The organism is Xylophilus sp. Leaf220, from assembly GCF_001421705.1.
Taxonomy (GTDB): domain Bacteria; phylum Pseudomonadota; class Gammaproteobacteria; order Burkholderiales; family Burkholderiaceae_C; genus Xylophilus.
In genome coordinates this window covers 13,757-36,047 of sequence record NZ_LMKO01000011.1, presented here as the reverse complement: position 1 = coordinate 36,047, position 22,291 = coordinate 13,757, and the positions used below count along the sequence as shown (strand labels likewise).

General features: G+C 72.2%; 13 protein-coding genes. 5 read left to right on the top strand and 8 right to left on the bottom strand.

Going from position 1 to position 22,291, the window contains the following annotated elements:
• On the top strand, positions 1–1,647 hold the full coding sequence (locus ASE76_RS08805) for an FAD-dependent monooxygenase (protein WP_055837878.1): 1,647 nt from the start codon (positions 1–3) through the stop codon (positions 1,645–1,647).
• A gap of 105 nt (positions 1,648–1,752) precedes the next feature.
• On the opposite strand, the gene ASE76_RS08800 is transcribed toward ASE76_RS08805, so the two are convergent.
• Together ASE76_RS08800 and ASE76_RS08795 are read right to left on the bottom strand one after the other, a co-directional pair.
• Positions 1,753–3,141, bottom strand: a complete 1,389-nt coding sequence (locus ASE76_RS08800) for a diguanylate cyclase domain-containing protein (RefSeq protein ID WP_055837875.1) — start codon at positions 3,139–3,141, stop codon at positions 1,753–1,755.
• 184 nt (positions 3,142–3,325) lie between these two features.
• Positions 3,326–4,261: a LysR family transcriptional regulator gene (locus ASE76_RS08795; protein WP_055837872.1), complete on the bottom strand. Its 936-nt coding sequence runs from the start codon at positions 4,259–4,261 to the stop codon at positions 3,326–3,328.
• Positions 4,262–4,405: 144 nt separating this feature from the next.
• Here ASE76_RS08795 and ASE76_RS08790 point away from each other — a divergent pair, with 144 nt between their 5' ends.
• The 4 genes from ASE76_RS08790 to phhA all read left to right on the top strand — a co-directional run bounded on the left by ASE76_RS08790 (position 4,406) and on the right by phhA (position 8,772).
• On the top strand, positions 4,406–5,416 hold the full coding sequence (locus tag ASE76_RS08790) for a hydroxymethylglutaryl-CoA lyase (protein WP_055837869.1): 1,011 nt from the start codon (positions 4,406–4,408) through the stop codon (positions 5,414–5,416).
• 119 nt (positions 5,417–5,535) lie between these two features.
• Complete coding sequence (locus ASE76_RS08785; RefSeq protein ID WP_236698390.1) at positions 5,536–6,672, top strand: CaiB/BaiF CoA-transferase family protein; 1,137 nt, start codon at positions 5,536–5,538, stop codon at positions 6,670–6,672.
• Positions 6,673–6,745: 73 nt separating this feature from the next.
• Entirely contained in the window at positions 6,746–7,735 is a 990-nt protein-coding gene (locus ASE76_RS08780) for a tripartite tricarboxylate transporter substrate binding protein (RefSeq protein ID WP_055837863.1), read from the top strand.
• A 140-nt stretch (positions 7,736–7,875) separates the two neighbouring features.
• Complete coding sequence (gene phhA, locus ASE76_RS08775) at positions 7,876–8,772, top strand: phenylalanine 4-monooxygenase (RefSeq protein ID WP_055837860.1); 897 nt, start codon at positions 7,876–7,878, stop codon at positions 8,770–8,772.
• Positions 8,773–8,880: 108 nt separating this feature from the next.
• Here the strand turns inward: phhA and rpoD are convergent, their stop codons facing one another.
• The 6 genes from rpoD to ASE76_RS08745 form a co-directional block, all read right to left on the bottom strand.
• Positions 8,881–11,298 carry an RNA polymerase sigma factor RpoD gene (gene rpoD / locus ASE76_RS08770; protein ID WP_055837857.1) on the bottom strand — a complete coding sequence of 806 codons (2,418 nt, stop codon included), beginning with the start codon at positions 11,296–11,298 and terminating at the stop codon, positions 8,881–8,883.
• A 298-nt stretch (positions 11,299–11,596) separates the two neighbouring features.
• Positions 11,597–13,609, bottom strand: coding sequence for a DNA primase (gene dnaG, locus ASE76_RS08765; protein WP_055837855.1), 2,013 nt, complete (start codon positions 13,607–13,609; stop codon positions 11,597–11,599).
• A 23-nt stretch (positions 13,610–13,632) separates the two neighbouring features.
• On the bottom strand, positions 13,633–15,204 hold the full coding sequence (locus ASE76_RS08760; RefSeq protein ID WP_055837852.1) for an alkaline phosphatase: 1,572 nt from the start codon (positions 15,202–15,204) through the stop codon (positions 13,633–13,635).
• A gap of 236 nt (positions 15,205–15,440) precedes the next feature.
• On the bottom strand, positions 15,441–15,794 hold the full coding sequence (locus ASE76_RS08755; protein WP_055837850.1) for a hypothetical protein: 354 nt from the start codon (positions 15,792–15,794) through the stop codon (positions 15,441–15,443).
• A gap of 131 nt (positions 15,795–15,925) precedes the next feature.
• Positions 15,926–20,338, bottom strand: a complete 4,413-nt coding sequence (locus tag ASE76_RS08750) for a translocation/assembly module TamB domain-containing protein (RefSeq protein WP_082448226.1) — start codon at positions 20,336–20,338, stop codon at positions 15,926–15,928.
• 36 nt (positions 20,339–20,374) lie between these two features.
• Positions 20,375–22,291: an autotransporter assembly complex family protein gene (locus tag ASE76_RS08745; RefSeq protein ID WP_055837848.1), complete on the bottom strand. Its 1,917-nt coding sequence runs from the start codon at positions 22,289–22,291 to the stop codon at positions 20,375–20,377.

Below are 22,291 nucleotides of genomic sequence, written 5' to 3'. Positions count from 1 at the left end.
ATGAACGCAATGCACACAGAACAAGCGAATGCGCAGCACGATGCCGAGGTGGTCATCGCCGGAGGCGGGCCGGTGGGCATGGGGCTCGCCATCGAGCTCGGCCAGCGCGGCGTGCGGGTCGTGGTGGTGGAGCGCTACCCGCAGCCCCAGCCGATCCCCAAGGGACAGAACCTGACCCAGCGGACGATGGAGCACTTCCACTTCTGGGGTGCCGAGAAGCGGCTGCGTGCCGCACGCACCATTCCGGTCGAATACGGCATCGGCGGCCTCACGGCGCACGGCAGCCTGCTGGGCCCGCATACCTACGACTGGCTGCAGCGCGAACTTGTCAAGCCCTACTATTTCACCGGCAACGAGCGGCTGCCGCAGTACGCGACCGAAGCGGTGCTGCGCCAGCGCGTGGCCGAGCTGCCCTCGGTGCGGACGGTGTACGGCTGGGAGACCCGGAGCGTGGCGCAGGACGACGACGGCGTGTCGGTCACGATCGCCGAGCGGGGCGGCGAGGGCGAGCGCGTGCTGCGCTGCGCCTATGCGGTCGGCGCCGACGGGGCCCGCTCGGTGGTGCGGGAGCAGGCGGGCATCGCCCAGACCCGCACCGACCACGACCGGATGATGGTGCTGCTGGTCTTCCGGTCGCGCGAGCTGCACCGGCTGCTGGAGCGCTACCCCGGCAAGTCCTACTACAACGTGCTGCAGCCGGAGCTGAAGGGCTACTGGAAGTTCTTCGGCCGGGTGGACCTGGGCAGCACCTGGTTCTTCCATGCGCCGGTGCCGCCCGGCACCACCAAGGACAACTTCGACTTCGCGGCCTACCTGCACGAGGCGGTGGGTGCGCCGTTCGATGTGGAGTTCGAGCACATCGGCTTCTGGGACCTGCGCTTCATGCTGGCCGATCGCTACCGTGCCGGCCGCATCTTCGTCGCCGGGGACGCGGCGCACAGCCATCCGCCCTACGGCGGCTACGGCGTCAACTCCGGCTTGGAGGACGCCCGCAACCTGGGCTGGAAGCTGGCGGCCACCTTGCAGGGCTGGGGTGGCGAGCGCCTGCTCGACTCCTACGACGCCGAGCGGCGTCCGGTCTTCGCCTCGACCATGCGCGACTTCATCGCCAAGTCCATCGAGGACGACCGCGTTTTCCTGGATGCGCACGACCCGTCGCGCGACCTGGCCGCGTTCGAGGCGGCATGGACGGCGCGGGCCCAGGGCGCCGTCGGCGAGGTGCACGCCTTCGAGCCGCACTACGAAGGCTCCACCGTCGTCTGGGGCGGAGAAGACCGCACCAGCAGCGCCAGCGGCTCCCACCGGTTCGACGCCCGGCCCGGCCACCATCTGGCGCCCGCGGCGCTGCCGTCGGGGCGCAATGTCTACGAGGCGCTGGGCGAAGGCTTCACCCTGCTGGCATTCGATGCCGACGCGTCGGCCGTCCAGGCGTTCCGCGATGCCGCGGCCGCGCAGAACCTGCCCCTCACGGTGGTGGAGGCCACCGGCAGCGGCGAGCAGACCCGGTACGGTGCCCGGCTGGTGCTGGTACGCCCCGACCAGTTCGTCGCCTGGACCGGCGGCGCGGGCGCGGTGTCCGTCGGCCAGGCGCGCCGGGTGCTAGCGCTGTCGGCCGGCATCCCGGAGCTGGAGGCCGCCGTGGCCTGACCGTCCACCGGCGCCGGCGCCGGCGCACCGCCGTGCCGCCGTCGGCCGGCGCAGGCACGGAAGCTGCGGCGATGCCGGATCGTGCGCCCTGCCGGGCCCGGGCCGCTAGGGGGCGGCGTCCATGGCGCCACGGTCGGCCCGGGCTTCGGCCACGCAGAGCCGGTTGCCGCCGTCGCGCTTGGCGCGGTACATCGCCGCATCGGCCTGCCGCAGCAGCAGGCCGATCTCGTCGCCGTGCGACGGCACCAGCGCGATGCCGATGCTGGCCGCCACCTGCACCGCCTGCCCGGCCAGCGCGAAAGGCTGCGCCAGTGCGGCGCGGATCTTCTCGGCGGTCTGCAGCGCCTGCGGCGCCTCGCCCACGTCGTGCAGCAGCACCATGAATTCGTCGCCGCCCATGCGGCCCACCGTGTCGGAGATCCGCACGCTGGCGCAGAGCCGGATCGCCACCTCCTGCAGCAGCTGGTCGCCCACCGCGTGGCCCAGGGTGTCGTTGACCTGCTTGAAGCCGTCCAGGTCGAGGTAGAGGACCGCGAACCGGCTGCCCGCCTGCCGCACCCGCGCCAGGCCGGCGCGCAGCCGCTCGTCGAGCAGCGCCCGGTTGGGTAGGCCGGTCAGCATGTCGTATTCGGCCAGGTGGCGCAGCCGCGCCTCGCTCTGCCGGCGCTCGATGGCGGCCGCCACCTGGGTCGAGACGAACTGCAGCAGTTCGATGTCGCGTTCGTCGTAGCCGGCATCGCCCGCCCGGCGCTGGACCGACAGCGCCCCGATCACCCCCGCCTGGCCGTGCAGCGGCACACCCAGCCAGTCGAGCGCGTCGGCCGCCAGGTCGCCCGGCGGCGGGCCGGGGCGGGCGGAACGGTCCTGCGCGGTGTAGTGCAGCGGCTGGCCGCTCTGGATCACGTCGGCCGACAGGGTGCGGGCCGCGGGCATCGGCCCCTCGGCCGCGGGCAGGCCGCTGGCGTAGGCGAAGCGCGGCCGGCCGCTGGCGGCGTCGTGCAGCGCCACGCCGAAGCCGCTGGCCGGCAGCAGGCCGCGCACGATCTGGTGGACCTGCTGCAGCAGCGCCCGCACGTCGACCGCGGCGTAGGCCGCCTCGGCCAGCGCCAGCATCGCGGCCTGGCGCCGCTCGGCATGCTTGAGCGCGGTGACGTCGCGCGCCACCGCCACCCGCACCTGCCCCGCTTCGGACCAGCGGGCCGACCACATGATGTCGACCGCCCGGCCGTCCTTGCGCAGGTAGCGGTTGTAGAAGTGCGGCTGCAGGTGCCCGGCGACCAGCTCGTCGACCGCCCGCAGCGTGCGCTGCCGGTCGTCGGGGTGCACCAGCTCCAGCATCGGCCGGCCCAGCATCTCCTCGGGCCGGTAGCCGAAGATCCGCTCGCCCGACGCGCTGACGAACAGGAACCGCCCGGCCGGGTCCACCACGCAGACGGCGTCGACCATCAGGTCCATGACCTGGGCGAGGGAGACGTCGATTCCGATGGTGGGCATGTGCGGTGAAGTCTCGGCAGGGCGGGGCATCGAATGGAGGCGACGTCCCTGGGCGGGACCGGATCGGTGTCCGGCCGCGGAAAGCCCGCATGCATTCTGGCCGACCGCGTGGAAGCCCGGTCGGCGAAACTCCGGGATGCTATGGAAAGTGTAGCTGATGGTCGGTGCGTGGAGCGGGCTGCGGCTACTTTTCCCGTGGATCCGGAGTGGCGTGGGCGGCTGGGCTCCGGCCGACCGCCTCCAGGTGCGCCAGCAGCAGGGCCGCGGCCGGCGAGAGCGTCTGCAGGTCGCGCAGGCAGATCGCGAACCGCCGCCGCGCCCAGGGGTCTGCCAGCGGCACCACGGCCAGGCCGTAGGCGGCGGCATAGGGCTCGGCCACCTCCTGCGGCACGATGCTGATGCCGAGCCGGGCGCGCACCACCCGCAGCGCGGCGTCGAAGTTCGACACCAGCATCCGGTGCACCAGCGGCCGGCCGGCCACCGCGGCGGCGCGCTGCAGCACCACCTGCACCGCGCTCAGGGCGGGCATGCCGACGAATTCGTGGTCGAGCGCCTCGGCGAAGGCGATGCTGCGGCGCTCGGCCACCGGATGGCCGGGGTAGGCGACGATCGCCAGGTGGTCGCTGCGGTAGGTGCGGCTCTGCAGCCCCTGCAGGTCGGCCGCGTCCCAGCAGATGCCGAGCGAGGCGCTGCCCTCCCGCACGCCGCGGACCACGCCGGGGCTGAGCTGCTCCTCGATGTGCACCTGGATGTCGCGGTGCGCCGGCAGCTGCAGGAAGGCGGCCACGTCGTCGGCCAGCGACTCGGCCAGCACCGAGGCGGTGGCCAGCACCCGCACCTGGCCGCGTACGCCGGTGGCGTAGGCCGCCATGTCGCGCTCGATCCGCTCCAGGTTGAGCAGCACCGCCCGGGTGTGTTCCAGCAGCGTCTCGCCGGCGGTGGTGGGCGCCACGCCGCGGCGCCTGCGCACCAGCAGCGGCGTGCCGACCGCGTGCTCGAGCTGCGCCATCCGCTTGCTGATCGCCGATCCGGCGATGCGCTGCTGCTCGCCGGCGCGGGCGATGTTGCCGGTCTCGCACACGGCGGCGAAAAGGCGCAGGCTGGTCAGGTCAAGGTTCACGTTAGAACGGGCTGGCGCCTCAGGTATTCCGGTTCGGCATCTTAAGGGTTCCGAATGAAATCTTGCGAATCGTTTCGGAATGCCTAGACTGCGGTAGAGCGTGGCGCCCGCCGGGCCCCGGCGCTTCCCCACGGAGACGAACGCATGAACATTCCCTTGGCCTCCAGCGCGCCGGCCGCGCGGCCACGCCGTGCCACGCTGCGCGAAGTCGGCCTGCGCGACGGGCTGCAGAGCATCGCGCGGGTGGTGCCCACCGCGGACAAGATCGCCTGGCTGCGCGATGCGCATGCGGCCGGGCTTTGCGAGATCGAGGTCGGCTCCTTCGTGCCGGCCCGCCTGATGCCGCAGCTGGCCGACACCGCCGACCTCCTGGCCGCCGCGCGGGCGCTGCCCGGCGTGTTCGCCTCGGTGCTGGTGCCCAACCTGCGCGGCGCCGAGCTGGCGCTGGCCCACGGGGCCGACGCGATGATCGTGCCGCTCTCGGCCAGCCATGCCCACAGCCTGGCCAACCTGCGCCGCACGCCCGACGAGGTGATCGCCGAGGTCGGCCGCATCCGCGCGGCGCGCGACGCCGCCGGATCGAAGGCGCTGATCGACGGCGGCATCGGCACCGCCTTCGGCTGCACCCTCCAGGGCCGGGTGGAGCCGCACGCGGTGCTGCGCTGCATGCAGGGCCTGCTGGACGCCGGCGCCGACCGGGTGAGCCTGGCCGACACCGTGGGCTATGCCGACCCGGGCGCCGTGCGCGACCTGTTCGAGGCGGCCCGCCGCATCGCCGGCGACCGGCTCTGGAGCGCCCATTTCCACGACACCCGCGGCATGGGCCTGGCCAACGCCTACGCGGCGCTCGAGGTGGGCATCGACCGCTTCGACGCCTGCCTGGCCGGCATCGGCGGCTGCCCGCATGCGCCCGGCGCCAGCGGCAACGTCGACACCGAGGACCTGGCCTTCATGCTCGAGAGCATGGGCATCGCCACCGGCCTGGATCTGCCGGCGCTGCTGGCGCTGCGGCAGCGCATCGCCGGCTGGCTCGACGGCGAGACGCTGCAGGGTACCCTCTGGCGCGCCGGCTTTCCGAAGACCTTCGTCCCCGCCACGCCCGGCCTGCCGGTGCCGGGCGGTGCTTCCATCCCCCGCGAGACCGCCTGCGCATGAACACCTCCACCGCCGCGGCGCATGCCGCCCTGTCCGACACCGCGGAAGGCGCGGCGAGTGCCCGCGCCGCGCCGCGCCGGCTGCCCCTCGACGGCATCCGCGTCGTCGAATTCACCCACATGGTCATGGGCCCGACCTGCGGCATGGTGCTGGCCGACATGGGCGCCGAGGTGATCAAGGTCGAGCCGATCGACGGCGACCGCACCCGGCACCTGCTGGGCGCGGGCGCGGGCTTCTTCCCGATGTTCAACCGCAACAAGAAGAGCATCGCGCTCGACCTGCGCAGCCCCGCGGGGCTGGAGGTGGCGCACAAGCTCTGCGGCACCGCCGACGTGGTGGCCGAGAACTTCCGGCCCGGCGCCATGGCCAAGTACGGCCTGGACCATGCCGCGCTGTCGAAGGTCAACCCGCGGGTGGTCTACGTCAGCCACAAGGGCTTCCTGCCGGGGCCGTACCAGCACCGCACAGCGCTCGACGAGGTGGTGCAGATGATGGGCGGCCTGGCCTACATGACCGGCCGGCCCGGCGACCCGCTGCGCGCCGGCACCAGCGTCAACGACATCATGGGCGGCATGTTCGGCGCCATCGGCGCGCTGGGCGCGCTGATGCAGCGGATGCAGACCGGCGTGGGCCAGGAGGTGCAGTCGGCCCTGTTCGAGAACAACGTGTTCCTGGTCGGCCAGCACATGCTGCAGTACGCGATCACCGGGCAGGCCGCCGCGCCGATGCCCGAGCGCATCTCCGCCTGGGCGGTCTACGACGTGTTCACCGTGCGGGACGGCCAGGTGTTCCTGGCGGCGGTGAGCGACGCGCAGTGGACCACCTTCTGCAACGCCTTCGGCTATGCCGACCTGCTGGCCGAACCCGCTTACGCCACCAACAACGCCCGCGTGGTCGCCCGGCCCGCCCTGCTGGCCACGCTGCGCCGGCGGCTGGCGGACCATACCGTGGCGGAGCTGTCGGCCACCTTCGAGCGGCACGGCCTGCCGTTCGCGCCCATTGCCCGGCCCGAGGAGCTGTTCGACGACCCGCACCTGCGGGCCACCGGCGGCCTGGCCGACATCCGCCTGCCCGACGGCCCGCACGCCGGCGACATCGCCCAGGCGGCGCTGTTCCCGATCACGATGGCCGGCGAGCGGCTGGGCGTGCGCCTGCACCCGCCCACGCTGGGCGAGCACACCCGCGAGCTGCTGCAGGGCCTGGGCTACGACGCCGACGGCATCGCGGCGCTGCATGCGGCCGCCGCCGTGGCCTGAGAGCGCCCGCTGCCGCAGCCGTGCGGCGGCGTGCCCGTACTGTTTCCCACCACCATAACGACGAGACAAGCCCATGCGCCACGCCACCGCCTCCCGCCCGCTCGACCGCCGCGCCTTCGGTGCGCTCGCGGCCGCCGCCTTCGCCGCTCCGGGCGCGGCGTTCGCCCAGTTCGGCGACAAGCCGCTGCGGGTCATCATGCCGCTGTCGGCGGGGTCGGGCGCCGACGGCGCGATGCGGGCGATCGGCCCCAGCGTCGGCAAGGCCCTGGGCCAGCCGGTGGTGATCGAGAACCTGCCCGGCGCCGGCGGCATCACCGGTACCGCGCAACTGGTGCGCGCTCCGAAGGACGGGCAGACGATCGGCATCGTCTCCAACAACCACGTCGTCAACCCGAGCGTCTACAAGAGCGTGCCGTTCCACGCGATCGACGACATCACGCCGATCACCGTCATCGGCGCCACGCCCTTCGTGCTGGTGGCCCACCCGTCGGTGCCGGCGAAGAACGTGCAGGAACTGGTCGCGCTGGCCCGGTCCCGGCCGGGCCAGCTCAACTACGGATCGAGCGGCAACGGCACCATCCTGCACCTGGGCGCCGAGATGTTCGTGCACGAGGCGCAGGTCCAGATCAAGCACATCCCCTACCGGGGCATGGGCCCGCTGATGGCCGACGTTCTGGGCGGCCAGGTGCAGCTGGCGGTGGTGGCGGTGGCGCCGGCCGCCGCGCACATCCGCTCCGGTGCGTTGCGTGCCCTGGGCGTGACCACCGCGCAGCGCACGCCGGCCCTGCCCGAGGTGCCGACCATCGCCGAGCAGGGCCTGCCGAACTACGCGCTGGAAGGCTGGATCGCCGCCATCGGACCGGCCGGCCTGCCCCGGGCCGAGGTCAACCGCCTCTACGAAGGCTTCAAGGCCGCGGTAGCGATGCCCGAGGCTCGGGACGCGCTGGTGGCGCAGGGCTATACCGTCCAGATGCAGACGCCCGAGGCGACGGCCGCCTTCTTCCGGACCGAACTGGCGCGCATGGCCGCGGTGGTGCGGCAGGCCAAGGTGCAGATGGATTGATCGCTGCGGCGCCATCGCGCGCGGATACCGGCCGCGGCGCCGCATACATGCGCCGTTCCGCGCCGCCGCACAGAACTTCGCAGAAAGCCTGCCGCCCGCCGCCGCTACAGTGCATGCAGACCACAACGAGAGGAACCTGCATGGGCCCCGCCGCCGAGACATCCCCCCGCATCCTGCACGGCGCCGCCGCCGGTGCCGACCGCCCGCCCGGGCGGCCCGACTGGACCATCCCGCAGGGCTGGGAGCGCTACACGCCGCAGGAGCACGCCACCTGGCGCACCCTGTTCGAGCGGCAGTCGAAGCTGCTGCCCGGCCGCGCCTGCGAGGCCTTCGTCGCCGGCATGCAGGCCCTGCCGATCGGCGCCGGGCAGATTCCCGACTTCGAGCAGCTGAGCGAGGTGCTGATGCGCCACACCGGCTGGCAGGTGGTGGCGGTGCCGGGCCTGGTGCCCGACGAAGTGTTCTTCGACCACCTGGCGAACCGCCGCTTTCCGGCGGGCCAGTTCATCCGCACGCCGGCGCAGCTCGACTACCTGGAAGAGCCCGACGTCTTCCATGACGTATTCGGCCATGTGCCGATGCTGATGAACCCGGTGATCGCCGATTTCGTGCAGGCCTACGGCCAGGGCGGGCTGCGGGCGCAGGCGCTGGGCGTGCTGCCGCAGCTGGCGCGGGTCTACTGGTACACGGTCGAGTTCGGCCTGGTGCGCGAGGCGGCCGGCCTGCGCATCTACGGTTCGGGCATCGCCTCGTCGTACACCGAAAGCGTCTTCGCGCTGGACGATGCGTCGCCCAACCGCATCGGCTTCGACTTGGAGCGGGTGATGCGCACCCGCTACCGGATCGACGACTTCCAGGAAACGTATTTCGTGCTCGACCGCCTGGACGACCTGCTGAAGCTCGCCGAGGTCGATTTCGGACCGCTGTACGAGCGGGTGCGGCGCCTGCCCGAATACGAGCCGGGCGACGTGCCGGCGACCGACCGGGTGCTGCATCGCGGCACCGGCCGCTACCACGCCGCGCGCAAGGCGGCCTGACGGCCCTGTTCCTGGCGGCCGGTACGGCGCTACCAAAAAAAGAGCGCCTGGTCGTTGCGGAACAACGGCCAGGCGCTCTTTTCATGCCCGTCTCCGGGCGACGGGCACTTACAGCGTGTCGATGAAGCTGCGCAGCTTGTCCGAGCGGCTCGGATGCTTCAGCTTGCGCAGCGCCTTGGCTTCGATCTGGCGGATCCGCTCGCGGGTCACGTCGAATTGCTTGCCGACTTCTTCCAGCGTGTGGTCGGTCGACATCTCGATGCCGAAGCGCATCCGCAGCACCTTGGCTTCGCGCGGCGTCAAGCCGTCGAGGATGTCCTTGACCACGTCGCGCAGGCCGGCCTGCATCGCGGCCTCGATCGGGGCGGTGTTGGCACCGTCCTCGATGAAGTCGCCCAGGTGGCTGTCGTCGTCGTCGCCGATCGGCGTTTCCATCGAGATCGGCTCTTTCGCGATCTTCATGATCTTGCGGATCTTGTCCTCGGGGATCTCCATCTTCTCGGCCAGGATGGACGCATCCGGCTCGAAGCCGAACTCCTGCAGGTGCTGGCGCGAGATGCGGTTCATCTTGTTGATCGTCTCGATCATGTGCACCGGGATGCGGATCGTGCGCGCCTGGTCGGCGATCGACCGGGTGATCGCCTGGCGGATCCACCAAGTGGCATAGGTCGAGAACTTGTAGCCGCGGCGGTATTCGAACTTGTCGACCGCCTTCATCAGGCCGATGTTGCCTTCTTGGATCAGGTCGAGGAACTGCAGGCCGCGGTTGGTGTACTTCTTGGCGATGGAGATCACGAGGCGCAGGTTGGCCTCGATCATTTCCTTCTTGGCGTCGCGCGATGCGCGCTCGCCGTCGTTCATCCGCTTGTTGATGCCCTTCAGCTCCGGCAGCGGCACGACCACCCGCGACTGGATGTCCATCAGCTTCTGCTGCAGTTCCTGGATCGGCGGAATGTTGCGGGCCATCACCGTGCTCCAGGACTTGCCCGAGGCGACCTGCTTCTCGACCCACTTCAGGTTCAGCAGGTTGGGCGGGAAATCCTTGACGAAGGTCTCCTGCGGCATGCCGCACTTGTCCACGATGATGCGGCGCAGCTCGCGCTCCTTCTTGCGCACGTCGTCGACCTGGGCGCGCACCATGTCGCACAGCTTCTCGATGGTCTTGGCGGTGAAGCGGATCGTCATCAGCTGCTCGCTGAGGGCGGCCTGGGCCTTCAGGTAGGCAGGGGTGCCGTAGCCTTCCTTGTCGTAGATCTTGTGGACCGTCTCGAACAGCTCGCGCATCCGGTCGAAGCGCGACAGCGCCTCGCGCTTCAATTCCTCGAGCTTCTTGGTCAGCGCCTTGGAGCCGCCCTTGCCGTCGTCGTCATCTTCCTCGTCGAACTCGTCGAAGTCTTCCTCGGCCACGTAGTCGTCGGCCTCGTTGGGGTTCGAGAAGCCGTCGACGATGGTCGAGATGACGACCTTGCCTTCGCGGATGTCCTCGCCCATCACCAGGATCGCGGCGATGGTGGCGGGCGACGCGCTGATCGCCTCCATCATGGCCTGCAGGCCGCCTTCGATGCGCTTGGCGATCTCGATCTCGCCTTCGCGGGTCAGCAGCTCGACCGTGCCCATCTCGCGCATGTACATGCGGACCGGGTCGGTGGTGCGGCCGAACTCGCTGTCGACGGTGGAGAGCGCGGCTTCGGCCTCTTCCTCGGCTTCCTCGACGGTGGCGGCGGTGGGGGTGACGTTGTTCTGGAACAGCGTCTCGGCGTCGGGCGTCTGCTCGTAGACCGCGATGCCCATGTCGTTGAGCATGGCGATCACGACTTCCATCGTCTCGGCGTCGACCAGCTTGTCGGGCAGGTGGTCGGAGATCTCGACCTGCGTCAGGTAGCCGCGGGTCTTGCCGAGCGTGATCAGGGCCTTCAGGCGGGCACGGCGCTTGGCCATGTCCTCTTCGGACAGGACGGTCTCGTCCAGGCCGAATTCCTTCATCAGGGCGCGTTCCTTCGCCTTGCTGATCTTCATGCGCAGCGGCTTGACCTTCTCGGCCGGGGCGGCGGCGGTGGCGTCGCCCGTCTCGGCGACGACCGCGGTCTCGGCTTCCGGCTCCTCGGCGAACTCGGCCTCGATGTCCGACAGGTCGGTGTCGTCGCCGTCGCTGTCCTTGGCCTTGCGCGCAGCCGTCTTGGCGGGTGCGGCGGCCTTGGCCGGGCGGCCCGGCTTCTTCTTGGGCGCAGCGGCTGCGGCAACGTCGTCGCTGCCGGCTGCGGCCGCGGCGGCAGGCGCCTTCACCACCTTGGGCTTGGTGGCCTTGGCCGCCTTGGCGGCGTTCTTCAGCAGTTCGTCGGCTGCGTCTTTGAGTTTCGAGGCGGTGGACTTGGGAACGGTCACTATCGTGGCTTTCTTCGCGGCGGCAGGGGCGGCGGCCCGCACTGCTGGCTGGGCAGCGGCTTTCGACGGTCGCGCTGCGGGTTTGGAAACGGTCTTGGCGGGCGGGGCGGGCTTGACGGACTTCGCGGGCTTTTGAGCAGGCATGAGAACCTCGGGATCAAAGACGGACACAAAGAAGATGCAAGGCGCCACGAACCCGGCGCTGACAGAAACGGCAGGGACCGGGGCCCGCTGCCTGTGCTGCAGAAGACCCGGCGCTGCCCGGTACCTACTGCAAGTGAGGAGAAATCCTCGGACGACAAGATGTCTGGGCGATCATTTGGAGTGCAGTCCTTGCGGGGATGGGGCGGTCGTGCGCGGTGGCATCGGTGGGCCGGTATCCGGAGGTGCTGCTGTCGCTCTTGCCGTCAGCTAACCGCGCATTATAGCGCGGCGAGGTTTCCTACATGGGGACGGGGCGTGCCGACACAAGGGCCTTGCGCTGCTCGTCGAGTGCGCGCCAGCGCTGCATCGCGGCCGGGTCGGTCGCCGCCGCGGCGATCGCCTCGCTCTGCTGGCGCTTGATCTGCTCGATGAACTCGAGCCGCAGCACGCCGCGCAGCTCGGCCCTGATGTCCTTCAGGTCGGCCTCGGCCACCGTCTCGGCGTGCGGCCCGGCCATCAGGCGCAGGGCGGTGGCTTCGCAGTCGTGGCCTTCCAGGCCCTCGCGGATGGCGGCCCAGGGCAGCGGGCCGTGCTCGTGGAGCTGGCCTTCCAGCCAGACGAACAGCGGGCCGTGCGGCGCGGGCAGGGCGCTCAGCATGACGTGCTCGTCCTGCGACAGGTCTTCCATCGCCGCCATGTGGGTCAGCAGCAGGCAGGCGGCATGGTCGGCGCGGCTCGGCGGCGCGGTGCGGGCCCGGCGGGCGCCGCCGGTGGCGTCGCCGTAGTCGTCGTAGCCCTCGTGGCCCTGGTGGTCGCGGAAATCCTGGAAGCCCGACTTGCCGCGGCCGAAGGAGGCGCCGCGGCCGTCCGCGCGCCACGGCCGCCGCCCGGCCCGCGGGTCGGCAGCGGGCGGGCGGGGCGGCTGGTCGGGCGCGCCGGGGTCGGCCGGTTCGGGCGCGCGGCGCTCGGCCCCGCGCCCGCCGCGGCCCGCCTCCTTGGCGGCCCACAGCTCCGACAGGCCGCGCGCCTCCAGCTGGACCGCCTCGGCGATCTCGGCGATCAACTGCAGTCGCAACGCGCCCTCGGGCAGGGCCTGCCAGAGCGGCCGGGCCTGGCTGGCCATGCGGGCGCGGCCCTCGGCGGTATCCAGGTCGCAGCCCTCGCGGGCGGCCTCCAGCAGGAAGCGGCTGAGCGGCACCGCGTCGGCCACGTGCCGGGCGAAGGCCTCAGTGCCGTTCTCGCGGATGAAGCTGTCGGGGTCGTGCTCGGCCGGCAGGAACAGGAACTTGACCGAGCGGGTGTCTTCGGCGAAGGGCAGGGCCGCATCCAGCGCCTTACGCGCCGCCCGCCGGCCGGCGCCGTCGCCGTCGAAGCTGAAGACCACCGTGTCGGTGAACCGGAAGAGCTTCTGCACATGTTCGTGGGTGCAGGCGGTGCCCAGCGTGGCGACCGCGTTGGGAAATCCCAGCTGGGCCAGGGCGACCACGTCCATGTAGCCCTCGGTCACCAGGGCGTAGCCGTGCTCGCGCAGGGCCGAGCGGGCCTCGAAGAGGCCGTAGAGCTCGCGGCCCTTGCTGAAGACCGGCGTCTCGGGCGAGTTGAGGTACTTGGGCTTCTCGTCGGTCAGCACCCGGCCGCCGAAGCCGATGCATTCGCCCTTGACGTTGCGGATCGGGAACATCACCCGGTCGCGGAACCGGTCGTAGCGCTTGCGCTCGGATTCGGGCACGCCGTCTTCTTCCTCGCCGACGATCACCAGGCCGCTCTCGGCCAGCAGGGGGTCGTCGTAGGCCGGGAACACGCTGGCGAGGCCTCGCCAGCCGGGCGGCGCGTAGCCCAGGCCGAAGCGCCGCGCCACCGCGCCCGACAGGCCCCGGCCCTTGAAATAGTCGATCGCCCGCTGCGAGGTCTTCAGCTGCTTGCGCCAGGCGTCGCCGGCGCGCTCCAGCACGTCGCTGAGGGTGGCCTGGCGCTGGCGCTGCTCGGCGGCCCGGGCGCGTTCGGCGGGCGAGACGTCGTCCTCGGGCACTTCCAGGCCCTGCTGCTGGGCCAGGTCCTTGACCGCGTCGACGAAGCCCATGCCGACGTACTCCATCAGGAAGCCGATCGCGTTGCCGTGCGCGCCGCAGCCGAAGCAGTGGTAGGTCTGGCGCGACGGGCTCACCGAGAACGAGGGCGACTTCTCGTTGTGGAACGGGCACAGGCCGGTGAAGCTGGCGCCGGCCTTCTTCAGCTGCACGTGCCGGCCCACCACCTCGACCACGTCGGTGCGGGTCACGAGCTCCTGGATGAACGACGGGGGAATGGCCACCGGGGGATTATCCCGGCAGCGGCTCAGCCGCGCTGCACGCCCGGCCGTCCGTCCGCGACATGGAAGCGCGCGAGGGTGGCGATGCCGCTGTCGGCACGGGCCGGATCGTCGACCCCGCGCAGCAAGGTGTCCCAGCCGCGCGGCGTGAGCTCGGCCAGGGCGTAGCCGCGCTTCTCGCAGTCGGCGAAGACGACCTGCGGGTTGCGCCGCACCAGGGCGTCGACCCGCTCCTGGGTGGTGCCGGAAAACGACGAGACCGAGGTGCCGCAGAACTCGCTGGCGATCACCGGACCGGCAGCGCGGGCGCCATCGGCATGCAGGTTGCAGACGTAGTTCTGGTGGATGTCGCCGCCCACGAAGACGGTGTTGCGCGGTGCATGGCCGGCGATGGCGCCGATCAGCCGGTCGCGCGCGGCGGGGTAGCCGTCCCAGCTGTCGGTCGGCACCGTGGCGTGGCCGGCGGGGCCGTAGTGGCGGGGCGAGAACAGGGTCTGCTGGGCCAGCACCGTCCAGCGGGTGGCGCCGCCGGCCGCGTCCTCGGCCAGGCCCGCATCGAGCCAGCGCTCCTGCGCGGCCCCAAGGAAGCTGCGGCCGGGCGACTGCAGTTCGGGGCATTCCTCCTCCCGCACCGCGCCGGCGCTGCTCCTGGTGCGGTCGCGGCAGGCCTGCAGGTCCTTGAACTGGCGGCCGTCGAGCACATGGAAGCGGGCCAGCCGGCCGAAGGCGTAGCGCTCGTTCACCCGCACCCCGCCCAGGGTGCCCAGGCCGGCCATGCCGCGCACCAGGGCACCGCTGCGCAGGGGCATGTTCTCGTAGAAGGCCTGGTAGGCGGCGCCCCGCTGCGCCAGGAAGTCGGCGGGCGCTGCGCGGCCGTGCAGGCCGGCGTAGTCGTTCTCGACCTCGTGGTCGTCCCAGGTGACGATCCAGGGGCAGGCGCGGTGGGCGGCCTGCAGGTCGGGGTCGCTCTTGTGCAGGGCGTAGCGGTCGCGGTAGTCGGCGAGGGTCACCGCCCGGTGCAGGGCGTGGGTGCGGGCCAGCGGCCGGTCGGGTTTGCGGGGCGTGGCGGTCTCGTAGATGTAGTCGCCCAGGAACACCACCAGGTCGGGCTGCTCGGCCGCCAGGTGGCGCCAAGCGGCGTAGTAGCCGTGCTCCCAGCGCTGGCAGGAGGCGAAGGCGAAGCGCAGCCGCGCGGCCAGGGTGTCCGCCGCCGGGCTGGTGCGGGTCCGGCCCGCCGCGCTGACCGCGTCGCCCGCCATGAACCGGTAGTGGAACCAGCGGTCGGGCGGCAGGCCCGCCAGTTCGACATGCACCGCATGGCCCAGCGCCGGCAGGGCGGCGGCGGTGTCGGCACGCACGATGCGGCGAAAGCCGTCGTCGTCGGCGAGCTCCCAGCGCACCGGCACCTCGGCCGCCGGCTGCGCCAGGGCGGTGGCGTCGAGGCGCGTCCAGAGGACGAAGCCGTCGTCCGACGGCGAGCCGCTGGCGACGCCGCAGGCGAAGGGATCGGCCCGCAGGCCGCGGGCGAGGCCCGGACGAAGCGCAAGTGCGCCGGTCGCGGCGGCGGCCGCCAGGCGCAGCCAGAGTCTTCGGTCCATGAAGGGTGCGGGGGATGGTGGGGCCGCTAGGGTAGCGGAGCGCCGGGGAGGGCGGCGGCGCGGAGCACGCGGCCGGGGCAGCCCTACGCGACAACGATTCGAACGAAAAAGGCCGCTGGCCGGCGTATGGAGCCGACTGCTAGCTATGAAAAATATAGCAACCGATCCGGGGAGCTACGGGGACCGCTGCGAGCCGCTACGCCCGTCGACCCGCCGGCCACACGTTCGAGCCGCCCTCAGCAGGGCCCGTCCAGGTGCTGCAGCGACGCGGGGCTCACCACGTAGGTCACCGCTTGGTCCTGCTGCTTGAAGGCGAATCCGTAGAAGAACTCGCCGTGCATCGGGATCCAGAAGACGACCGGGTCGTGGTAGAGGTCGCCGCCCCATCCGGCCTCGGCCGCCAGCACCTTGGCGGCTTCCCAGTCGGCCATGAACTGGCGGTAGTTCACCGTCGACTGGGTGTCGGCCGCACCCTGCCGGACGGTGGTGGTGGCTTCCTGCGCGGCCAGCTGCCCCGCCAGCTCCGCGACCGTGGACAGGTGTTGCCAGTGCCGCTGGAGCGGGCCCAGTTGGTAGATACACCATTCCATGGTTGTGTTCCTCGCGCCGTGGGAGGCGCGTCTTCGGTGGCGATGGGTACCGGGGCGGGAGGGTTTCGGGCCGGGCGCGGTGCTCCTGGGCAGGAGGCCGGCACCGGCGAATACTAGCTCCCACCGGGTGATCAGTCGTAGGTGATGGTGTAGACGAGGTCGACCGCGCTCTTCGCGCCGGTCTGGCCGCGCAGCTGCAGCCGGCGGGTCAGGTCGTAGAAGATGTAGAGCGTGCCGAGGGTGCCCGACAGGCTGCGCTCGTAGGTCAGGTAGACGTTCTGCGACACCCGCTTGCCGAAGGTCAGCGCCGCGGCCGAGGCGTCGCTGCCGCTGCCCGGGCCCTTGAAGCCGACCTCGTCCAGCCCGACCTTGGCCGCGATGTTGCCCGAGCCGCCACCGCCGCCGGAGAGCAGCGCCAGCGCGGCCTGCTGCAGCAGCGCAGCCTCGGCGCCGCCGCTGGCGGCCGCCCGGCCCAGCACCACCCACGAGAGCTTCTCGGCATCGGGCAGGTCGGGGTCGGAGTACAGCCGCACCACCGGCGACTGCGCGCTGCCGGTTATCTGCACGCCGGCCCGCACGGCGATGTTGGGCCGGATCGCCAGGATGTCGAGCGCCGGGTTGTCGTAGGCGCCGCTGAACCGCGCCAGGCCCGATTCGATATCCAGCTGCTGGCCGTAGGCACGGTAGCGGCCCTGCACCGTGCGGATGTCGCCGGTGACCCGTGGCGGCACGTTCAGGCCCATGGTGCTGGCGATCTCCAGCTTGCCGGTCAGGCGGGTGGTGAGGCCCTTGCCCTGCACCGCGAAGTCGTCGCCCATGTCGAAGGTGACGACGATGTCGGGCGGCTGCGCGGTGTTGACCCGGGTGGCGGCCTGGTCCTCGCGCTCGGCGGCCTTGGCGGCTTCGCGGTCCTTGGCGGCCGAATGCACCACCACGTCGGAGCCCAGGCTGGGCGCGCCGCCGTCGGGCAGGATGATCGCGGCCCGGTCGGCCTTCAGCGCGCCGCGCAGGGTCAGCTTGCCGTTCTCCAGCCGGGTCTGCAGGTCGCCGGAAAGCGTCACCTGCCGGTCGGGCCGCACCGAGACCCGCAAGGACCGGATGTCGGTGTTCAGCACGATACGGATGCCGTTGCCCCAGCTGAGATCGCCGCGGGCGGTGAGCGATCCGCCGTCGTCGCCCGCCAGGCTGCGGCCGGTGGAGCGGCTGCCGGCGATGCCGGCGATGCGGGTGCTGCTGCCGGTGCCGCCCTGCAGGGTGAACTCGGTGATCTCCAGCCGGTCGCCGCGCAGGGTGGAACGCAGCCGGCCGTTGCGCAACTCGATGCCGTCGACCACCGACCGCACCGACAGGCCGTCTGCATTGAGCGTGCCGTTCCACTGCGGTGCCGCGCGGTTGCCGCTCAGGGTGGCGGCGGCCTGCAGCGAGCCCTGCACCCGCCACCCGGGCGGCGCCAGCACCGACCATACGCCGACATTGGGCAGCCGCGCATCCAGCTTGCCGGCCAGCGGCGCGTCGTCGGCCCAGCTCCAGCCGCCGTCCGCGCGCTGCAGCCGGGTGGAGGCGCTGGCGGTGACCTGGCCGGCGCGTTCGCTGTCCCACAGCAGCTCGGCCGCCACGGCGTCGCCATCGGCCTTCAGCTCGACCCGCGCCTGGCGGATGCCGGCGGCGGTAGTGGGCGCGGCGCTGGAGCTGGCCGCGCCCTGGATGCCGGTGCCGGTGCCGCTGCTGCTGACGCGGGTGACGGCCGGCGCCTCGCCGGTCTCCACCCGGATGTCGCCGCTCTGGCGGGCCAGGCTGGCGCGGGCTCGCAGGCTGTCGCCGGCATCGATGTCCCAGTCGCCGTCGAACACCAGATTCCCGGCCAGCCCCAGCCCGGCCAGGGCGTCCTTGCCGCCGGCGGTGAAGGCCTGGGCCCAGGCCATCGGCAGGCCGGTGAGCCGGCCGCGGGACTGCAGCCGGTGCGCGGCGGGCGCCTTGTCGCGTGCCGTCTGGCTATAGCGCACCGGCTCCCAGGCCAGCCGCACCGTGCCGTCGACCGGGCCGCGCAGGCTCGCCCGGCCGGCACCGGCCTCGACCGCCAGGGCCCGGGCCTCCTGCCGCACGGTGGCGGACACGGGTGCGTCCAGCACCAGGTTCCACGGGCCGGGCAGGGTGCTGTCCTGCGCTTCCAGCTGCAGCCGGTCCAGTGCCAGGCGCCATTTTCCGGGGCCGTCCATGCCGCCGCTGGCGGAGGTGCGCAGGTTCGCGCGTCGGGTACCCATCGTGGCCTCGCCCTGCAGGGAGAGCGCGGCCTGGGCCAGGCTGCCGCTCACCTCTGCGCGCAGCTTGCGCAGGGCGATGGTCTGGGACAGGCCTGCTTTCACCGCAGCAGCGGGTGTCGTTCCCTTGACGGTGGCAGAGGCGGGTACAACGGCGGCGTTCCCCGCGGCCTCGGTCCCGGTCCCGGTCACTGCAGTGGCGGCTGCCGGAGCGGGCATGACGGTCGCGGCAGTCGTGGTGGGGGCTGCGGCGCCGGCCGATCCGGCAGCGGTGGCCGGGGCGGTCGCGCCGGTTGCGGCGCCGGCGGCGGGCAGGCGTACCTCCAGGCGCGGCGCGTCCAGCGTGGCCTGCAGGGTCAGGTCGCCGCCCTTGGGCGCCGTGCCGTTCGCCAGGCGCTGCTGCAGCGATTTCCATCCGCCCTGCCAGCGGCCGTCCAGCTGGGCGGCGCCGTCCAGGCCGATGCCGGCGAAGACGCCCGACAGGCCGGGCAGCCGGGCGATCCAGGCCTGCATCTGCGCCGCATCGCGCATCTGCAGCGACAGCTCGCCGTTGCCGCTGGCGGGTGCCATGCGCCCCTGCACCTTGCCGGCGGCGCCGGGCAGCACGAAGCTCAACTGGCCTTCGCCCGCCTGCTCGGGCACGCGGACCTTGGCGGTGCCTTGCAGCGAGGCGTCGGTGGCCTGCACCTGCAACCGTGCCAGGTCCAGCACCTGGCCGTTCCACTCGCCCTTGGCGGCGAGGCTGCGCAAACCCAGGCCGTCCAGCGGCGATCCGGCCGGCGCGGCGCGGCCCTTGCGGGCGGTCTGCGCCTTCGCGGGCGCGGGGCCGACGGCCTGCAGGTCGGTGTCGAACAGGATCGAGGTGCCCCGCGTCTCGGCCTTGGCCGTGCCGCCGATGGCAGGTCCTTCCAGCTGGGTGTGCAGGGCGCCCGGGCGGATGTTGCGCAAGGTGGCGCTGGCGGTCCAGACCGCGGGCGTTCCAGGCGTGGCAGGCGTGGCCGGGGGCGGCGAAGGCGTCGCGGAAGACGCGGCAGGCGGTGCGGAGCCTGCCGGCGGCGCGGAGGGGGCGGCAGTGGCCGCGGCGTCGGGCGGCACCGCCGGGGTGAAGCGAGCCTCCAGCCGGATCTCGCCGCCCGCGGTGCGCACCGTGGCCTCGGGCACGGTCCAGGTGCCTTGCTGCAGGGTGGCGAGGGCCTGCAGTTCGTCGACCGGCAAGCGCTTCCGGTCCCAGGGACCTGCGACCGCGTTGCTCAGGTCGGCGCTGGCGCGCAGGCCGTCGCCTTCGGGCTGGACCTGCACCTGGCCCTCGAGCAGGGTGCTGGGCAGTTGCGGCCAGAAGGCGGCCAGGTCGAGCGCTGCCAGCCGGGCATCGAGCTGGACCAGCGGCTGCGGCAGCCACGGCGCGATCCGGGCCTTCAGGTCGGCGCTGGTCGCGGGCGCCGTGCCGGTCTCGGTCTGCTGGAGGCGGGCCGCGACGGCCAGGCGCGCGGCCTCGGTCGCCAAGGTGCCCTTGACCGTGGCCTCGCCTTGCAGTGCGACGCTGGTGCCCTCCGTGCCGGGCACGGCGGTGCGCAGCCGTGCGGCGAGCGTGGCGTCGAGCGCCATCGGCGCGGCGCCCTGCAGCGTGGCCTGGCCGCTGTAGTGGCCCTCGGCCACGTCGATGCCGTCGACTTCGAGCCGATGGGTGCCGTCGGTGTAGCGGTAGCGGCCGGCCAGGTTGCGGGCCTGCAGCGGCGGCGGGCCCGACCAGTCGATCGCATCGACCTGGAAGGGCAGATCGACCTCGACCGGCAATGTGATTTCCTGCAGCGGCTGGGTGGGGCTGTCGTCGCCCGGGCCGCGCTTCTCGGCGACCACGCGGGCCACGTGCAGCTCGCCGAGCTGGACGCGCTTCTTCAGGAGCGGCCGCCATTGCCAGCCGATGGTGGTGTCGTGCAGCTCGACGGCCAGCGTCGGGCTCTCGTAGCGCAGCCAGCCGATCCGGCCACCGGCACGGACCGATCCGCTCACGTCGCGCGACTGCAGCGTCTGGCCGGCAGGCATGCGCTGTGCCACCTGGGCCAGCACGGTCGCGAGCGAGTTCGACGATCCGGTCCAGACCCATGCGGCCCCGAGCAGCACCGCGACCAGGGCCAGCAGCACCACCAAGGCGAACACCACCTTGCGCAGCGCCGGATGCCGGCGGGGCGTACGCGGAGGGGGAGCGGAGGCGCGGCCGTCCGGGGAGCCTGGACGCGCCCCTTCCAGCGGATCGGGACGCGGAGCGTCGGGGGACGTGGATGCCATGTGCGACGAGTATTGCCAGCCCGCGCCGGCGGGGCGTCAGAAAGTGAAACCGAGGCGCAGGTGCAGCCGCAGCCGCTTGGTGTCGACGCCGTAGGCGACATCGGCCTGTACCGGGCCGACCGGGCTGCGCCAGCGCACGCCGGTGCCGACGCCGACCTTGGCCTTCAGGTCGCCCACCCGGTCGGCCACCGCGCCCGCGTCGACGAAGACCGCGCTCTCGAACTCGGTCATCTCGCCGTTCCAGACCACCGGGCGCTGCCACTCCACGCTGCCCACGCCCAGGTAGCGGCCGGCGAAGATCTGGTCGCCCTCGGTCCGGGCGCCGATCTGGCGGTAGCTGTAGCCGCGCACCGTGGTGTCGCCGCCGGTGAGGAACATCAGGGTGGCCGGCACCTGGGCGTTGGCCCGGGTCATGACCGCTCCGGCCTCGGCCCGCAACTGCAGCCGGCTGCGCCGGGCCTCGCCGCCGTCGGCCGGCTGCACCGTGCCCAGCGGCACGAAGTACAGGCCGCGTGCATAGGTGCGGAAGAAGGGCGACCGCTCGCCCATCAGGGTGTAGCCCGGCCCGATTTCCAGCGCCACGCCGTAGCCGCGGGTGGGTGCGGTGGGGTTGTCGAAGTAGCGGCCGGTCCAGCCGTAGTTGACGCTGAGAGCCGAGGCCGACGGTGGCGCGTTGATGCCCTGGTTGGCAGCGTAGTCGTACTGCAGGTAGTAGTTGCGGTCGATCCGGTCGGTGCTCTTGCCGCGGCCTGCGCGCAGCCGGCCGCTGTTGACCTCATAGCTGCCCGAGGTCTCGCGCTTGACCAGCTCGGAGGTCACCCAGCGCCAGCCGCGGTCGTCCGGCAGCGAGGACTGCTCCGAGCCGAACGACTTGGTCTTCTGGTCGATGGAGATCTTCGAGACCGCCCGCCAGCCGATGATCGGCAGCTGGTTGTGGGTGTGGTCCAGGCTGACCCGCGGGCCGCTGTCGGTGCTCAGGCCCACGCCGAAGACCACTTTCTGCAGCCGGGCGTCGCGCACCTGGGCGATGACCGGGGCGGTGAGCGGGTCGGGTGCGTTGGGGTCGAGCGTCAGGAACACCGAATCGAAATAGCCGCTGGCGGCCAGCCGCTGCTGGGCCTGGAGCAGCTTGGCCTGGTCGTAGTCGGCACCCACCGGCAGCAGGGACAGGCGCTGCGCCACCTCGGGCGGGTAGCGCTCGGCGCCGCGCACCTGGATCGGGCCGAAGCGGTAGGCGGGCCCCGACGCATAGGTCACCGCCAGCCGTGCCTGCTGGGTGTCGGCGTCCACGTCGGCCTTGCTGCTCTCCACCTTGCCGGTAGGAAAGCGTTGGGCGTTGAGCCGGCGCAGGCCGCCGGTCTTGGCGGCGTCCCAACCGTTCTGGGTGAAGCCCTGGCCGGGCCGCAGCGACCAGCCGTTGCGGATGGCGGTGCGCTGCTCGGCGGCGCGCGGGTCGTCGGCGATGGCGCCGGTGAAGTCGACCTGCACGTCGGTGATCCGCGTCTGCTCGCCCGGATCGACCGCCACCACGATCTGCCGCGGCGCCTTGGCCTCGGGCGTCTCCCGCATGTCGAGGGTCAGGCGGGGAGCGAAGTAGCCGAGCGTGGCGAGCAGTTCGCGCGCATTGGCTTCGGCCGCGCCCAGCAGCCGGGAAAGCTCGCGCGCGTCCAGGTCGGCGAGCGACCGGTAGCGCTGCAGCTCCATGTGGCGGGTGAGGTAGTCGCGGATCTCGTCGGGGGCACGCACTTCGAGGGTGAAGGCGTCGCGCCCGTCGCCGGCGGGCCTTTCTTGCGCATCGGCGCTGCTGAGCACCCGGGTGCCGTCGTCCGCGGCGGAGGCCTCGTCCTTCTTCTTCAGCAGGCTGCAGCCCGGCAGCGCGAGGGCGGTGCAGAGAAAAAGGGACAGTGCGGTTAATCGAGAGGAGGAAGAGGAGTAGGAGAGGCGCCCGGGCAT

Bases quoted from the DNA above. Each gene is read 5' to 3' on its own strand.
- ASE76_RS08805 (WP_055837878.1), top strand. From the start codon at position 1: ATGAACGCAATGCACACAGAACAAGCGAATGCGCAGCACGATGCCGAG.
- ASE76_RS08800 (WP_055837875.1), bottom strand. From the start codon at position 3,141: ATGCCCACCATCGGAATCGACGTCTCCCTCGCCCAGGTCATGGACCTG.
- ASE76_RS08790 (WP_055837869.1), top strand. From the start codon at position 4,406: ATGAACATTCCCTTGGCCTCCAGCGCGCCGGCCGCGCGGCCACGCCGT.
- ASE76_RS08785 (WP_236698390.1), top strand. From the start codon at position 5,536: ATGGTCATGGGCCCGACCTGCGGCATGGTGCTGGCCGACATGGGCGCC.
- ASE76_RS08780 (WP_055837863.1), top strand. From the start codon at position 6,746: ATGCGCCACGCCACCGCCTCCCGCCCGCTCGACCGCCGCGCCTTCGGT.
- phhA (WP_055837860.1), top strand. From the start codon at position 7,876: ATGGGCCCCGCCGCCGAGACATCCCCCCGCATCCTGCACGGCGCCGCC.
- rpoD (WP_055837857.1), bottom strand. From the start codon at position 11,298: ATGCCTGCTCAAAAGCCCGCGAAGTCCGTCAAGCCCGCCCCGCCCGCC.
- ASE76_RS08760 (WP_055837852.1), bottom strand. From the start codon at position 15,204: ATGGACCGAAGACTCTGGCTGCGCCTGGCGGCCGCCGCCGCGACCGGC.
- ASE76_RS08755 (WP_055837850.1), bottom strand. From the start codon at position 15,794: ATGGAATGGTGTATCTACCAACTGGGCCCGCTCCAGCGGCACTGGCAA.
- ASE76_RS08750 (WP_082448226.1), bottom strand. From the start codon at position 20,338: ATGGCATCCACGTCCCCCGACGCTCCGCGTCCCGATCCGCTGGAAGGG.
- ASE76_RS08745 (WP_055837848.1), bottom strand. From the start codon at position 22,291: ATGCCCGGGCGCCTCTCCTACTCCTCTTCCTCCTCTCGATTAACCGCA.